Here is a 14,002-nt window from a genome sequence, read left to right as displayed (position 1 = left end):
CGGAGACGCTCTTGAAAAACCGGAAGCATGAAAAAAGCTCAGCCGATGTGCATCTGCAATTCTTCGCGGCGATGCTTCTGGCGGAGCTTGCGGAGCGCCTTTTCCTTGATCTGACGCACGCGCTCGCGGGTCAGGCCGAAACGCTGTCCGATCTCTTCGAGCGTGAGCGGATGTTCTCGGCCGATGCCAAAATAAAGCCGCGTGATTTCCGCCTCGCGCGGGTGGAGCATGCTCAGGGCCCGCTCGATGTCGATCTTGAGCGACTCGTCCATGAGCGTCTCATCGGGCGAGGTGTTCTCGTCGTTGGGCAGCACGTCGAGGAGGCTGTTGTCGTCGTCCTCGTTGAACGGCGCGTCCATCGAGAGGTGACGGCCCGTGTGCTGCATGGCCTCACGCACCTTCTCCACGTCTACGTCGAGTTCCTTCGCCAGCTCCTCGATGTTCGGCTGCCGCTCGTGGGTCTGCGCCAGCTTGGCGCTCGTCTTGCGGATCTTCGAGATGGTGCCGATGCGGTTGAGCGGCAGGCGCACGACGCGGCTCTGCTCGGCCAGCGCCTGCAGGATGGCCTGACGAATCCACCAGACCGCGTAGGAGATGAACTTGAAGCCGCGCGTCTCATCGAACCGCTGCGCCGCCTTGATCAGCCCATAATTGCCCTCGTTGATCAGGTCGGCGAGCGTCAGCCCCTGGCCCTGATACTTCTTCGCGACTGATACCACGAAACGGAGGTTGGCGCGCGTGAGCCGGTGCAACGCATCCTGATCGCCCTGCTTGATCCGGCGTGCCAGTTCGACTTCCTCGTCAGGAGTCAGCAAAGGGATCTGACCGATCTCCTGGAGATACTGATCCAGCATCCGTTGCTGGCGGGGGACATACATAGACCTTCGGCGGTTTGGTTGTTTGTAGCAGTCTTCTTCGTCGAGGCGCTCCTCGCTGTTTCCTGATCTGGATACGGCCGGCCCGAACATGCCTTTTAGCCGGAGTGTCGGGCGTCAGAAATTGGCGTTCGTGCACGCGCCCGTTCGGCCCGTTGTTCCCGCCAATTCAATATTTCCAGCAAGCTTATGAGAAACTCCTATTTATTGTTTCCGACCAGGGCAAGAACGCTTTCGGCTACGTCGCGTTCCTCGCTCATGCGGGGCACTTTGCTCTGCGCGCCCACGCGTTTCCGGCTCCTTTTCAACCATTCGAAAAAGACGCCCGAAGGCAACGGAACGATCTGCGGCGGATCGAAGACGCGCGCTTCCCGGCGGATCCGATAATGCCGGTTGACCCGTTGCAAATAGACGTCTACGGCCTCTGCGAACGGCTCCAGCGAAGCGGGCGCGGCCTCGAACTCGACGAGCCATTCGTGAGCCGGCAGCCGGTCGAGGGCGGCGAGACGGGGAGCGACGTGGAAATCGCGCACCTGCGCTCCGGTCTGCGCGCACGCGTGCCGAAGCGCGTCGCGGGCCTCTTCGCCGAAAACCGCTTCGCCGTACCGGTCGAGCATCTCGCTCGTGCGCCCGGTCACCACGATCTTCGGCGGGTCGAGCTGCGTGAAGCGCACCACGTCGCCCACGTCGTAGGCCCAGAGCCCGCTGCACGTAGTCACGTAGAGCGCATAACGCACACCGGTCTCCACGTCGGCCACGGTGTGCCGGCGCGGAGCGTCCGCCGCCCGCTCCTCCATGCGCACGAACTCGTAGAAAACGCCGTTGTCGAGGTGAAGCATCATCGCCTCGTCCTCGAGCGTCGACTGGTGCGCAAAGAAGCCTTCGGAAGCGCCGTAGTGCTCCCAGAAGTGCACCTCCGGCCGACCGATCAGCGTTTCCAGCAGATGCCGGTACGAGCGCAGCGCAACGCCGCCCGAGAAGAACACCTGCAGGTTCGGCCACACCTCGCCGAGCGTCCGCGCACGCCTCCCGCGCTTCCGGTTGTGCCGTTCGATCACCATTTGAAAGAGCACGAGCGCCCACGAGGGCACCATCGCAACGGCGCGCACGTCCGCGTCCACCGTCCGGTCGACGATGGCGGCGAGCTTGTCTTCCCAGTTCGGCAGATACAACACCTCGTTCGGAACCGCCTGATAGAAACGGCGCACGAAGGCGGGCGCGAACTCGGCCTGCAGGCCGCTCACCTCGCCGATGAGCGTCCCGGGATGCTCCGGGTCGTCTTCGATGCGCCCCGGCACACTCAAAAACTTGCCCAGCCAGAAACGCGGGTTCCCGCTCTCGGCCAGGTATTGAAACGCCGAGCCCATACTGAACCGACGATTTTTGACGAGCATCTCCTCGCTGACGGGGATGATTTTGCCTGCCGAAGCCGTCCCGCTCGACACGGCAAAATGTCGAAAGACACCCGGCCAGACGACGTCGGGCGTCCCCTTGCGGAGGCGCGCCACATCGTTCCGGAACGCCTCGTACGTATGCAGCGGCACACGCGCCTGATACGTTTCCACGACGTCGGAGGCCCGCGCCCCTTCGTCGAACCCGAAGCGTCGCCCCCATTCCGTGTGCGCCGCCCGTCGCAGCAAATCCCGCAACAGGGTCTCTTGCGTCTCCATCGGCGTCGCCGCAAACCGATCTATCGTGCGCAACGGCCCGACCGGGAGCGCGCGCATCGCCGAAGCCAGGAGGTTTTTCATCGCAAAAGGACCCCCGGGAGAAGGCCGTCCGCATCGGTGCGACGACGCTCCCGGGAGACATGATCATTAACGTCCAAAAGAAGAAATCTCGCGCCGACCTGCGCCCGGGCGGCAGATCATTTTTAAGCTCCGGGCGAAAACGGGAAGTTACCCGTCCCGCGATGCGAATTGTGTATGGGGGTGTGGGGGTATGACCTTGACGGCGAGCGAACACGAGCCCATGACGGCGAGCGAAGGGAGCCCACTCACCGGAGTCCCGTCAGCATGCGCGCGATGACGAGGCGCTGGATCTCGCTCGTGCCCTCGTAGATCTCGGTGATCTTCGCGTCGCGGAAATAGCGTTCGAGGGGCAGTTCCTTGCTGTACCCGATGCCGCCATGGAGCTGGATCGCCTGCGTGGTCACCCACATGGCGGCTTCGCTGGCAAAGAGCTTGGCCACGCTCGACTCCATCGTGAAGCGCCCGCCGGTCTCGAGCGCCTCCCGCTTGGCGAGCGCCGCCTGATAGGTCAGCAACCGGGCGGCGTCGACCTTGACCTTCATGTCGGCGAGTTTTTGCTGGATCATCTGAAACTGCCCGATTTTCCGGCCGAAGGCCTCCCGCTCGCGGGCATAGTCTACGCTGGCCTCGAAGGCCGCCTCGGCGATGCCGAGCGCCTGCGCGGCGATGCCGATGCGCCCGGCGTCGAGCACGCGCATGGCGATCTTGAAGCCCTGCCCTTCTTCCCCGAGCCGGTTCTCCACGGGACACTCGTATCCCTCGAAGACGATCTCGCTCGTCGCGCTGGCCCGGATGCCGAGCTTCGGCTCCGTCCGCCCGCGCTTGAAACCGGGCCGGTCCGTCTCGATGAGGAACGCCGTGATGCCCCGGTGCTTCTTCTCCGGAGCCGTCATGGCAAAGAGCACGATGGTGTCCGCCACCGGCGCCGAAGTGACCCATGACTTGAGCCCGTCGATGACGTAGTGGGCGCCGGCCTCGTCGAGCACGGCGCGGGTGCGCATCGTGCCGGCGTCGCTGCCGCTCATCGGCTCGGTGAGGCTGTACGCCCCGATCTTCTCGCCGCGCGCCACGGGCGCGAGGTACTTCCGCTTCTGCTCGTCGGAGCCGAAATGGTTCACGGCGTCGCCGAAGAGGGAGTTGTTCACGGACATGATGACGCCGTGGCTGGCGCATACCTTCGAGATCTCCACCATCGCCAGCACGTACGCGAGCGAATCCATCCCCGCTCCCCCGTATTCCTCCGGCACCTCGATGCCCATGAAGCCCAGTTCCCCCATCTTCCGCACCGTCTCGATCGGGAAAGCGCCCGTCCGGTCGTGCTCCGCGGCAATGGGCGCGATCTCGTTCCGCGCAAACTCGCGCGCCATCTTCTGGATCAACTCGTGTTCTTCGGTAATGAAGTCAAACATGAGGAAGGCCTCTCTTTTCGGCTATGGGTTGCATGGAAAGGCGCGCGGCATGGCGTCGGGTCAACCGCTCGCGCGCGACCCGTGAATTTCCGGCTTTTCCGGGCACAGAGGCAAGCCGTCGCCTGTGATGACGTTCCGGTGTCCTTCTGCGGGGGCTTCCCTCACGCCGTTTCGGGCCTGCCGCTCCCCTTTCGGGGAACCTGCGCGTCGGGGGAAAGAAGAATGGAGCGATCCCCTCTTCCTTTCCGCACGCCCCTTTGCCATGCGCCGATTCAGCCCCCTCCTCCTCGTCTTCGCGCTCGCGATCACGACCGCCTCGTTCGCCCGGGCGAGCGCTCCCCACCCCGCCCCCGCCGACACCCTCGCCACCCGATACGTCTTCCTCGTCACCCTCGACGGCCTTCGATGGCAGGAACTCTTCTCGGGCGCAGACCCGGCTCTGCTCCGCGACGATCGCTTCGTCGAGGACCCGGAGGCGCTCGCCGAACGCTTCGGAGCGGACGATGCAAAGACCCGGCGCGAGGCGCTCCTGCCGTTTTTCTGGTCCGTCGTGGCGCGGGAAGGACAACTCTACGGCAACCGCCGCCTCGGGAGCGCGGTCGAGGTCACGAACGGACACCGGTTTTCCTATCCCGGATACAACGAGATCCTCACCGGCTTCGCCGACGACGCGCGCATCGACAGCAACGACAAAGTCCCGAACCCGAACGTGACGGTGCTCGAATACGTGAATCGCCATCCGGATTTCGAAGGCCGTGTGGCGGCCTTCGGCTCGTGGGACGTCTTTCCGTACATCATCAACGAGATGCGGAGCGGCATCCCCGTCAACGCCGGCTTCCGCCCCGCAACGGGCGACGACCTGACCGAGCGCGAGCGTTTCCTCAACGAACTTCAACGCGAGGTCCCGAGCCCCTGGCGCACCGTCCGCCTCGACGCCTTCACCCATCATTATGCGTTCGAATACCTGAAAAAGCGCCATCCGCGCCTTTTGTACATCGCCTATGGAGAGACGGACGACTTCGCGCACGACGGGAAGTATGACGCCTATCTCGCGGCGGCGCATCGCACGGATGCGTTCCTCGCCGGGCTGTGGGCGTGGGCGCAGGCGCATGAGCCGTACCGGGGGCGCACCACGCTCGTGGTCACCACCGACCACGGACGCGGCGACGGCGAGGCATGGACCTCGCACGGGAGCGACGTCGCGGGCGCCGAGCACATCTGGCTCGCCGTCCTCGGCCCGGATACGCCTCCGCGCGGAGAGGTCGCCGACGAAGGACCGTATTTCCAGCATCAGGTGGCCGCGACGGTGGCCGCGCTCCTCGGACTCGACTATACGAACACACGCCCCGTCGGACCGCCGCTCGCCCCGGCGCTCGGTCGGGCGCCCGAAGTCGGCCGGCATTGAGCCCCCATCCCTCCCGCCTCATGCCCGAGCCCTCCCCCTTCCCCCCCGAGCGTTTCGTCCTCGACTGCCGGGGCCGCCCGCTCGACTGCCGTCCGGGCCTGCCCCAGGGCGCGCACGTGATGGGCATCCTCAACGTCACGCCGGACTCTTTCTCCGACGGCGGCCTTTTCATGGAGACGGACGCCGCGCTCCGGCGCGTCGAGGCCATGCTCGAAGAGGGCGCGGCGATCATCGACGTGGGCGGGGCGTCGTCGCGGCCCCGGGGGAAGGTGTACGGCGAGGGCGCGCGGGTGCTCACGCCCGAGGAAGAGGCGGCGCGCGTGGTCCCGGTGGTCGAGGCCGTGGCATCCCGATTTCCCGGGGCGATCCTTTCCATCGACACGTATCACCCGGCGGTGGCGCGGGCGGCGCTCGAAGCCGGGGCGCACCTCGTGAACGACATCACCGGACTCCGGTATTTCCCCGAGACGGCGGAAGTCGCGGCGGCTTTCGGCGCGCCGCTCGTCGTCATGCACGCCCTCGGCAAGCCCGGCGCGATGCCGCACGCGCATTCGTACGCCGACGTTACGGCGGAAGTCGCCGCCTCACTCCGCGCCTCGGTCGAGCGGGCGGAGTCGGCGGGCGTCCGGCACGTGATCGTCGACCCGGGCTTCGGCTTCGGGAAGACGCCTGCCGAGAACCTGAAGCTCCTGCGCGCCGCCGACGTGTTCCTCGGGCTGGGGCGTCCGGTGCTCGTGGGCGTCTCGCGGAAGAGCACCATCGGCGCGATCCTCGGCGGTGCGGACGCGCCCGCCCCGGTCGAGGCGCGCCTCTTCGGCAGCCTCGGCGCGACGGCCGCAGCCGTGATGCGGGGGGCCACGCTCGTGCGCACGCACGACGTCCGCCCCACCGTGGAGATGCTCCGCCTGCTCGCCGCCACGATGCAGGGATAGGCGCTCTGCGGTCGCGTCGGCGCCCCTGTCGCCGCTATGACGAGCGAGAAAACAAGCTTCACACACAGATCGGTGTTACCCATGTGCCCGGTCTGATCCGTTACCTGTCTTCCCGGTCTGTCCCCCCACACCCCCGGCCCTCACACGAACCCCATTCTCACACAGCTTTCGCCGGAACGCGCTTTGCATGGCATTCGTCAAAGGTTACCTTACCGTACGACCACCTCACCCTTCAACGAAATTCCTTCGCCTTGACGATCTATCAGTGGGTCATACCGATACGCCTTGTAGACCTCCTGGAGGTCGCCCTCGTATCCTACCTTCTGTACAAGCTCTATCTCCTCATGCGCGGCACGATAGCCGTGCAGATCTTCTTCGGCATTCTGGCGCTCTACCTCATCCAGATTTTCGTGACGGCGGCCAACATGACCATCCTCCGGGCCATCTTCGGCTCGATCAGCGACGTGTTCGTGCTGGCCCTGATCATCCTTTTCCAGCCCGAGATCCGTCGTGTGTTGCTTTTGCTGGGACAGAACCCGCTGATTCGGCGTTTCGTGCGTTCTCCGGCGCAGGAGGCGATGGTGAACGAGGTCGTCGGCGCCGTGCAGGAGATGAGCAAGCAGCGCATCGGCGCGCTGATCGCTTTCGAGCGGACGACCGGGTTGCGGAACTACATTGAGACGGGCGAGGAGCTGCGGGCGCGCGTGAGCAAGGACCTGCTCATCACGATTTTCTTTGCCCAGAACCCGCTCCACGACGGTGCGGTCATCATCCGCAACCACCACATCGAAGCGGCGCGATGCATCCTGCCCGTCTCGACGAGCATGTCGCTCAGCCCGAAGCTCGGCCTGCGCCACCGCGCCGCCGTCGGGCTGACGGAGCAGACGGACGCCTTCGTCGTGGTCGTCTCCGAAGAGACGGGCAATATTTCCGTCTCGGAGCGAGGCGAGTTGATCACGAACCTCACGGCCAACGAGCTGCGTACGTATCTTACGGAAGCCCTCTCGCCGCAGGCCGCCGCCGAACCCGAGCGCGTCGCCGCCGTCGAGGCCTGACGCCTCCGGCGCGCCCGCGACAGCCCTCACCAGCCGAAGCATCGAAGCATGGAGCCCCCCTCTCCCCGGTCAGACGACTGGAAATTCCAGCGCCGACGCGAGCGCCTGGTCGAAGAACTGCGCCGCAAGGGCATCACGGACGAGCGGGTGCTTGCCGCCATCGGCAAAGTGCCCCGTCACCTCTTCGTAGATCCGGGCTTCCTCGAACGCGCCTACCTCGACGAAGCCCTCCCCATCGGGCTGAACCAGACCATCTCGCAACCCTTCACGGTGGCGTATCAGACGATGCTCCTCGACGTGCGCAAAGGGGACAAGATCCTCGAGATCGGCACCGGAAGCGGATATCAGGCCGCCGTGCTGTGTGAGATGGGGGCCGAGGTCTATTCCGTCGAACGCCTCAAGCCGCTCCTCGACCGCACCCGGCGCCTGCTCAAGCGCCTCGGCTACCGCGTCCGCCTCCACTGGGGCGACGGATCGCTCGGGTGGCCCGCCTTTGCCCCGTACGACGGCATCGTGGTCACCGCCGGTGCGACCGAGGCGCCCGACCCGCTCCTGCGGCAGCTTCGCATCCCCGACGCGGAGCACCGGGGCGGACGCCTCGTCATCCCTATCGGCGGTCCTCAGGGTCAGACGATGACCCTCATCATCCGGAAAGGCGAAGACGAGTACGAGCGCCGCGAGACCGACGGCTTCCGCTTCGTCCCCCTCATCGCCGAGTCCTAACCGGCGCGGCTCACCCCGCCGCCTCGTCGTCTTCGGGCGTCGTGCGCCACGTCGTGCCCAGATGATCCACGCGCTCGACGATGCCGACGATGGTCGCGTCGGTGGGCGTGAGGTTCGGGCGGAAAGGGACGGCGGCTTCGGTCGAGGAGACGTAGATCACCACATCGCCTACGCCGGCATCGACGGTGTCGAGCATGACGATCGGCTCGCCCGCTTCCGCGCCGCCGAACGTGAGCGGCTGCGCGAAGAGCATGCGCCGTCCTTTGAGCGTGGGGTACTTCCGCGTCGCCCACACGTTGCCGATCACACGAGCGAGGTTCATGCTTCCACGGCTTCGGTGAGCGCCGGCGTCTCGGACACGTCGAGCTTGTCGACGATGGCCGTAATGACGGCGTCGACGGGCTTGTTTCGCGTCAGTTCGGTCTGCCGCGCGCTCGATCCCGTGGCATAGAGCACGATCTCGCCCACCCCCGCGCCGACGCTGTCCACGGCGACGACGAAGCTGTCCTTGAGCGCCAGGTCGAGCCCGACCTGTTGCACGATCTGCAGCTTCATGCCGATGAGCTGTTCGTCTTTGCGCGTGGCCCAGACGGTGCCGACAACTTTTCCGAGCGTCATGGTCGCGGGGAGATGAGGGAGCGGGTCAGGATTCGATGATGGTGCATGCGCCGGTCTCATAGGCTTCGTACAGAGCCGCCGTAGCCTCGGCCTTGAAATCGTCCGGTGTCTCGTGCCGCTCCTGGAGCAGGGTCACGCCCACGAACACGTCGCCCGGGAGCGAGGCATCGTCGAGCCGGGCCTGCAGGCCGAGCGCCCACGCCTCGATGTCGGCGAGGGGCTCGCGGTAGAAGACGCCGTACGTCCGTTCGCCGAAGCGCTCGATGCGGGCGTCGGGAACGGCTTCGTGCAGCCGGGCGTGGAGGGCCTCCTCGGCGGCGGCATCGCCCGTCTCGGCGCCGGTGGAGACGTCGAGGTAGGCGAGCGCGAGTGCGAGGGGTCGGCCTTCGGCGCGGGCCTGCGTCATCTCCTCGGCGACGATCTCCCGGCGCGGGCGCACAGGCTCCGCCGCGGTGAAGGCCTCGGCCTCGGCGGCGCTCCCGTCGAGCAGGACGCCGAAGACGCCGGCGAAGCGGGTCATCACCGCCTCGTCGCGCGGCGTCTCGAAGGCATCTTCGCGCTTTGCGTCGGCCAGGAGGAAGCACAGACCGTGCGAAGGCTCGCACGCCACGGGGGCCAGGGCCACGCGCCGCACGGCAATGGGTTCACAATAATAGCCGAGGCTCTTCGCGGGCAGATCCGTTTCGTGCACGTTCCGCACCGTCATCGGCGCCTCCACCATGTCCGCCGTCATCAGCGGCGCGCGCGCGGTGAAGCTGCCGTGGCTCCGCGCATAGCTGCTCCGGCTCACGACGCCGATGAGATGATACCGCATGGCGATCTCCTCCTTCCGGAGCAGACACACCGTGTGCGCCCCCAGCGCCGAGCGCAACGAGCGGAGGGCCGGGGCAAGCGCCCCCTCGTCGTAGCCGTCGGCCACCGCCTCGACGGAGACATGCGCCGCCGGGTCGCGTTCCCGCACCCGTATCAACATATCGTCACCCCCATTGCTCATCAGATCGCCTTCCGCCGCCGGCTCCTCCGTCTCGCCGCCGCCCGACGACTCGGCTTCGACGCGCGTCTCAGCTTCGGTCGAGGAAACCGCTGCACGCGCCTTGCCGGGCGCCGTCGCCGCACGTTCCGCCGGCACGGGCAGATCCGCGCGGGCGGGCGCGGCCTCACCTTTCGGACGAATCTCCAGAATGCCGAGCGCGCGCAGGTCATCCTGCGGCTCGGGCGTGCGCACGTACCGTTCGATCGCCTGCCGACGGCGCCGCCGCCGGAGAAAGACGATCAACGAGATCAGCGAGATCACGACCATCACCCCGGCAACGGCCAACAGCAGCGGCTGTTTCAGAACGAGTGCGAGGACGGCGGCCACAACGGCCAGGAGAGAAGTCAGGACTCGAATCATTCGGCTAATCGCGCGGGCCGTGGAAAGAGCGGGCAAAACGGAAAGACTATCGTCTTCAAGAGATGCTGTCAATCTACCGTCGCACCCGAGGAAAGTCAACCAAAAGGCCGGGTTTTCGGGCCATTCGAGACGTTTTTTCGCAGTCTTCTCCGGCTCCTCATCGACCCACCGGGGCAGCCTCGGGAGCGAACGCACGCGCCCCGGTGGGGATCGTGGCGATGCCTTCGGGGAGCGCGATGGCCGGGAGTGTCACGGCGGGCGCGTCGCCGGGAGGCACGGGGTTCGGCTCGGCCCACAGACGGCCCCTCGGCGTATTCATGACCACGTGATCGCCCGCCCGCCCGAGCACGTACGAGCGCGTCATCGGGACCTTGCCGAACGGGGTGTCGAGGACGTACTTCGGGAGGGCGAAGCCCGTCGTCCGTCCCTGAAGCGCCTCCATGATCGCCATGCCCGTCTCGATGGCCGTGCGGAAGTGGGCCGTCCCGCCGATGAGCTGCGCCTGATACAGATAATACGGCCGCACCCGCATCCGCACGAGCCCCTCGCACAGCGCCTTCATGGTCGGGGCATCGTCGTTGATGCCGCGAAGCAGGACGGTCTGATTGCCCACGGGCACGCCCGCGCGGAGGAGCCGGTCCACGGCTTCGGCGGCGTCCTCGGTCAGCTCTTTCGGATGGTTGAAATGCGTGTTCACCCACACCGGATGATGCTTTTCGAGCACGGCGCACAGCTCCGGCGTGATGCGATACGGGAGCGTCACGGGCAAGCGCGTGCCGAGGCGGAGCACTTCGACGTGCGGGATCGCCCGAAGCGCGCCGAGCAGCCAGTCGAGGTGCGCGTCGTTGTGCGTGAGCGGGTCGCCGCCGGTGAGGAGCACGTCGCGGATCTCCGGGTGGGCGGCGATGTAGTCGATCCCCTCCCGAAGCTCCGCCTTCCGCATCATGAAGTCGGCGTCGCCGACCATGCGCTTGCGCAGGCAGTACCGGCAATAGATCGCGCATTCCGCCGTCACACAGAACGCCACGCGGTCGGGGTAATTGTGGATCAGGTTCTTGACGGGCGAGTGGGCCACCTCTTCGAGCGGATCGACCACGCCGACGATGTCCGGGGCCACCTCGTCCATGCGCGGGGTCATCTGCCGCCGGATCGGGCAGTCCGGGTCGTCGGGGTCCATGAGGGCCGCATAGTACGGCGTGATGTTCCACCGAAAGACGCCCTTCGTCGCGGCGAGGGCGGCGCGCTCGTCGTCGGTGAGGCGGACGTACCGGCCGAGCGTCTCCTCGTCGTGGACGCGGTTGCGCATCTGCCGGCGCCAGTCGCGCCACTGCGGGGAACGGGCGCGGGGTTCGTTCGGATCGATGGGGTTCGGCGCCTTCATGGGTTCACTGCCTGCGCAGCCGTCGGGATGGAGGGCGGTTCCGGCCCTGAGGAGCCGCCGGTTTTGCGAGATAGCGTCTCAACTCTCCCGACCTTCCTTTTGTGCCTGACGGGCTGCAAGTTCGGGCATAAAGGACAAAGCGGTCATGTGCCTCTGGCGGCCGGGCGCCGGCATTCGATTGGTTCCGCGTGTCGATTGTTTTCGACGCAAGGTAACTTATTTTTGACATCTCATAAAGAAGAGCGGACTCGAACCGACAAACGCTCCCCCCACTGAGCCATGTCGAAGCAAGAACTGTACGCCTGGACCTCCTTTCTCTCGACGGTCGCCCTGCCGGGGTATTACGTGCTGATGATCGTTGAACTACCCGGGGGCGGCGGCGGATATGCCGGAGAGATGAAAGCACTCTTCCTGAAGGTGATCGGCATCGCCCTCCTCGTCGAGATCGTTCTGGAACACAGCCGGTACGTCGGCGCGCGCGGGGTGGAAAAGGACGAACGCGACCACACCATTGCTGCGAAGGGCTTTCGAAATGCCTATTTCTTCGTGATGGTCGCGCTCGTCAGCCTGCTTGGGAACGTCTGGGTGAGCGACGTTCTCAGCCGGGCGGCGGGCGAGCGTGTGTTCCTGGCGATCCCGTTTGCGACGGTTCACGCCCTGCTCGCGATCGTTCTCCCGGCGCAGATCATCCGGTCGGCGACGCAGCTCTATTACTACCGAATGGGAGGCTGATATGGGTCGATGTCCGATCCGGAACAACATCCGGAAGATGCGTTTCCTGGCCGGCGAGATGACCCAGCAGGAACTGGCCGACCGAACGGGGGTGACGCGCCAGACGATTCACGCCATCGAGGCGGCCAAATACTCGCCGTCGCTGGAGCTGGCTTTTCGCATCGCCGCCGTCTTCGGGGCGCCGCTGGAGGAGGTCTTTCAATACGCGCCCGAGCAGGAACTCGACTGACGACAGGGGCTCGACCGACGGCTCGCGCCCGGGCTGTCCTTGCCGTCGGAGCGTCAAGCCTCTTCCTCTTCGTCGAGGCGCGGGAGGCGCACTTCGAACGTGCTGCCCCGGCGCGGTCCCTCGCTTCGCGCGGTGATGCTCCCGCCGTAGGCGCTTACGATCGCCTGCACGATGGCCAGCCCGAGGCCGCTGCCGCGTTCCGCCTGAACCTCGGACGTGTCGGCGCGATAGAAGCGGTCGAAGAGTTGGTCGGCCTGTTCCGGAGGAAAGCCGACGCCGGTGTCCGTGAGGCGCAGCCGCACCTCGCGGACGTCGCCCTCCACTTCGAGGCACACCGAGCCGCCCGGCGGGGTGTACTTGATCGCGTTGTCGAGCAGGTTGTCGAGCACCTCGCCCATCCGCACCGCGTCGGCGGAGACGAAACATTCCTTTTCTGCGAAGACCTCGAGCCGGATCGCCTTCTCGGCGGCCCGATCCTCGAAGCGCCGGAGGTGCTCCCGGCTGAGTTCGCACAGTTCCACCGGCTCGCGGGGCATCTCCGCCAGGCGTTCGGCCTGGGAGAGTTGCAGCAGGCCCCGCACCGTCTCGCTCATCTCCTCCACGTCCATGAGGACCGTGCGGAGCGTCCGCTGATACGTCTCCGCATCGCGCGCCCGCCGCAGCGCCACCTCGACGCTGTTGCGCATGGTGGTGAGCGGAGTCAGGAGTTCGTGCGCAGCGTTGGAGGAGAAGCGTCGCTCCCGCTTGAAAGAGGCTTCAATCCGCTCGATCATTCCGTTGAAGGTCCTTGCCAGATCGGACAGTTCATCGCGCACGCCGAAGTCTTCGGGCAGGCGCGCACCGAGGTCGGTAGCCCGGATCTCTTTGGCCGCCCCCGTGAGCGCCGCCACGGGCCGGAGCGCCCGCCGCGCCAGCAGATAGCCTCCTGCGATGGCGAGCAGGACGCTGAGCACGATTCCTCCGAAGAGCGCGCGTCCGAGCCGGTACAGCTCCTGGTGCAGCGACCACTCGAAGCCCGCCACCTCCAGCCAGCCTTTCAACGCTCCGTCCCCGCCGATCAGCGGCACGTAGCGAACGCGCGTCGGCTTCTCCTGCCAGATGATGCTTTTCGAGGTCTCGCGCGGGGCCCCGGGGAGCGAGACCGGAAGCGGATCATGCCCCTGGAAATTCGGACTCCGATACAGTTCGTCCCCTTCTGCCGAGAAAAGTCGGATGAACGTGCCGTATATCCCGTCCGTCTGATAGGCTACCGAATGGAGGTTGCCCAGGGAAGCCAGCGCAGGACGCTCGCCTTCGAGCCTGACGTATGAGAGAAATTCGTTCGTCTCGTGCTCCAGGTGCCGGTCGAAGTCGCGGTGCAGGCTCAGGTGAAAGTTCGAATAGCAGTAGAGCGCGAACAGGCTCATCAGCACGAGCAGCGTCAGGCCGTACCACAACGTGAGCCGCGTCGAGATGGACAGGCGCAGCGGGGAAGACACGAGAGAAGCGTTCATGGGGTC

Annotated in this window: 14 protein-coding genes; 6 read left to right on the top strand and 8 right to left on the bottom strand. The window is 66.1% G+C overall.

Going from position 1 to position 14,002, the window contains the following annotated elements; translation table 11 throughout:
- Window positions 1-38: 38 nt before the first annotated feature.
- From AC1HIY_RS12950 to AC1HIY_RS12940, 3 genes are all read right to left on the bottom strand, one after another.
- The gene (locus AC1HIY_RS12950; protein WP_456428550.1) at window positions 39-878 is read right to left on the bottom strand and encodes a sigma-70 family RNA polymerase sigma factor; all 840 of its coding nucleotides are present in this window, start codon (window positions 876-878) and stop codon (window positions 39-41) included.
- Window positions 879-1,075: 197 nt separating this feature from the next.
- The gene (locus AC1HIY_RS12945) at window positions 1,076-2,626 is read right to left on the bottom strand and encodes a GH3 auxin-responsive promoter family protein (RefSeq protein WP_479577166.1); all 1,551 of its coding nucleotides are present in this window, start codon (window positions 2,624-2,626) and stop codon (window positions 1,076-1,078) included.
- 245 nt (window positions 2,627-2,871) lie between these two features.
- Window positions 2,872-4,035, bottom strand: coding sequence for an acyl-CoA dehydrogenase family protein (locus AC1HIY_RS12940; RefSeq protein WP_479577165.1), 1,164 nt, complete (start codon window positions 4,033-4,035; stop codon window positions 2,872-2,874).
- Window positions 4,036-4,297: 262 nt separating this feature from the next.
- On the opposite strand from AC1HIY_RS12940, the gene AC1HIY_RS12935 reads away from it, so the two are divergent.
- From AC1HIY_RS12935 to AC1HIY_RS12920, 4 genes are all read left to right on the top strand, one after another.
- A complete protein-coding gene (locus AC1HIY_RS12935; protein WP_479577164.1) occupies window positions 4,298-5,440 on the top strand; it encodes an alkaline phosphatase family protein in 1,143 nt (380 codons plus the stop codon).
- Window positions 5,441-5,460: 20 nt separating this feature from the next.
- Window positions 5,461-6,372 (top strand): dihydropteroate synthase, encoded by a 912-nt coding sequence (folP, locus tag AC1HIY_RS12930; RefSeq protein ID WP_479577163.1) that lies wholly within the window; start codon window positions 5,461-5,463, stop codon window positions 6,370-6,372.
- 251 nt (window positions 6,373-6,623) lie between these two features.
- Window positions 6,624-7,427 carry a diadenylate cyclase CdaA gene (cdaA, locus tag AC1HIY_RS12925; RefSeq protein WP_479577162.1) on the top strand — a complete coding sequence of 268 codons (804 nt, stop codon included), beginning with the start codon at window positions 6,624-6,626 and terminating at the stop codon, window positions 7,425-7,427.
- A gap of 48 nt (window positions 7,428-7,475) precedes the next feature.
- On the top strand, window positions 7,476-8,150 hold the full coding sequence (locus AC1HIY_RS12920; protein WP_479577161.1) for a protein-L-isoaspartate(D-aspartate) O-methyltransferase: 675 nt from the start codon (window positions 7,476-7,478) through the stop codon (window positions 8,148-8,150).
- A gap of 10 nt (window positions 8,151-8,160) precedes the next feature.
- On the opposite strand, the gene AC1HIY_RS12915 is transcribed toward AC1HIY_RS12920, so the two are convergent.
- From AC1HIY_RS12915 to AC1HIY_RS12900, 4 genes are all read right to left on the bottom strand, one after another.
- Complete coding sequence (locus tag AC1HIY_RS12915) at window positions 8,161-8,472, bottom strand: EutN/CcmL family microcompartment protein (RefSeq protein ID WP_479577160.1); 312 nt, start codon at window positions 8,470-8,472, stop codon at window positions 8,161-8,163.
- Complete coding sequence (locus tag AC1HIY_RS12910) at window positions 8,469-8,768, bottom strand: EutN/CcmL family microcompartment protein (protein WP_479577159.1); 300 nt, start codon at window positions 8,766-8,768, stop codon at window positions 8,469-8,471. Before AC1HIY_RS12910 ends, AC1HIY_RS12915 begins: the two co-directional genes overlap by 4 nt.
- A gap of 25 nt (window positions 8,769-8,793) precedes the next feature.
- Complete coding sequence (locus AC1HIY_RS12905) at window positions 8,794-10,161, bottom strand: hypothetical protein (RefSeq protein ID WP_479577158.1); 1,368 nt, start codon at window positions 10,159-10,161, stop codon at window positions 8,794-8,796.
- Window positions 10,162-10,318: 157 nt separating this feature from the next.
- On the bottom strand, window positions 10,319-11,542 hold the full coding sequence (locus AC1HIY_RS12900; RefSeq protein WP_479577157.1) for a KamA family radical SAM protein: 1,224 nt from the start codon (window positions 11,540-11,542) through the stop codon (window positions 10,319-10,321).
- Between the two features lie 279 nt (window positions 11,543-11,821).
- On the opposite strand from AC1HIY_RS12900, the gene AC1HIY_RS12895 reads away from it, so the two are divergent.
- Together AC1HIY_RS12895 and AC1HIY_RS12890 are read left to right on the top strand one after the other, a co-directional pair.
- Window positions 11,822-12,274 (top strand): hypothetical protein, encoded by a 453-nt coding sequence (locus tag AC1HIY_RS12895; RefSeq protein WP_479577156.1) that lies wholly within the window; start codon window positions 11,822-11,824, stop codon window positions 12,272-12,274.
- Between the two features lies 1 nt (window position 12,275).
- The gene (locus AC1HIY_RS12890) at window positions 12,276-12,503 is read left to right on the top strand and encodes a helix-turn-helix transcriptional regulator (RefSeq protein ID WP_479577155.1); all 228 of its coding nucleotides are present in this window, start codon (window positions 12,276-12,278) and stop codon (window positions 12,501-12,503) included.
- A gap of 53 nt (window positions 12,504-12,556) precedes the next feature.
- Here AC1HIY_RS12890 and AC1HIY_RS12885 read toward each other — a convergent pair whose 3' ends face one another.
- Window positions 12,557-13,996, bottom strand: coding sequence for an ATP-binding protein (locus tag AC1HIY_RS12885; protein ID WP_479577154.1), 1,440 nt, complete (start codon window positions 13,994-13,996; stop codon window positions 12,557-12,559).
- Window positions 13,997-14,002 lie beyond the last annotated feature (6 nt).

It is taken from the genome of Rhodocaloribacter sp., assembly GCF_056451265.1.
This window is presented reverse-complemented; position numbering and strand designations above follow the sequence as displayed.

Coding starts and splice junctions, on each gene's coding strand:
- AC1HIY_RS12885 (WP_479577154.1), bottom strand. CDS start 13,996: ATGAACGCTTCTCTCGTGTCTTCCCCGCTGCGCCTGTCCATCTCGACG.
- AC1HIY_RS12890 (WP_479577155.1), top strand. CDS start 12,276: ATGGGTCGATGTCCGATCCGGAACAACATCCGGAAGATGCGTTTCCTG.
- folP (WP_479577163.1), top strand. CDS start 5,461: ATGCCCGAGCCCTCCCCCTTCCCCCCCGAGCGTTTCGTCCTCGACTGC.
- AC1HIY_RS12945 (WP_479577166.1), bottom strand. CDS start 2,626: ATGAAAAACCTCCTGGCTTCGGCGATGCGCGCGCTCCCGGTCGGGCCG.
- AC1HIY_RS12905 (WP_479577158.1), bottom strand. CDS start 10,161: ATGATTCGAGTCCTGACTTCTCTCCTGGCCGTTGTGGCCGCCGTCCTC.
- AC1HIY_RS12900 (WP_479577157.1), bottom strand. CDS start 11,542: ATGAAGGCGCCGAACCCCATCGATCCGAACGAACCCCGCGCCCGTTCC.
- AC1HIY_RS12950 (WP_456428550.1), bottom strand. CDS start 878: ATGTATGTCCCCCGCCAGCAACGGATGCTGGATCAGTATCTCCAGGAG.
- AC1HIY_RS12915 (WP_479577160.1), bottom strand. CDS start 8,472: ATGAACCTCGCTCGTGTGATCGGCAACGTGTGGGCGACGCGGAAGTAC.
- AC1HIY_RS12920 (WP_479577161.1), top strand. CDS start 7,476: ATGGAGCCCCCCTCTCCCCGGTCAGACGACTGGAAATTCCAGCGCCGA.
- AC1HIY_RS12910 (WP_479577159.1), bottom strand. CDS start 8,768: ATGACGCTCGGAAAAGTTGTCGGCACCGTCTGGGCCACGCGCAAAGAC.
- AC1HIY_RS12935 (WP_479577164.1), top strand. CDS start 4,298: ATGCGCCGATTCAGCCCCCTCCTCCTCGTCTTCGCGCTCGCGATCACG.
- AC1HIY_RS12895 (WP_479577156.1), top strand. CDS start 11,822: ATGTCGAAGCAAGAACTGTACGCCTGGACCTCCTTTCTCTCGACGGTC.
- AC1HIY_RS12940 (WP_479577165.1), bottom strand. CDS start 4,035: ATGTTTGACTTCATTACCGAAGAACACGAGTTGATCCAGAAGATGGCG.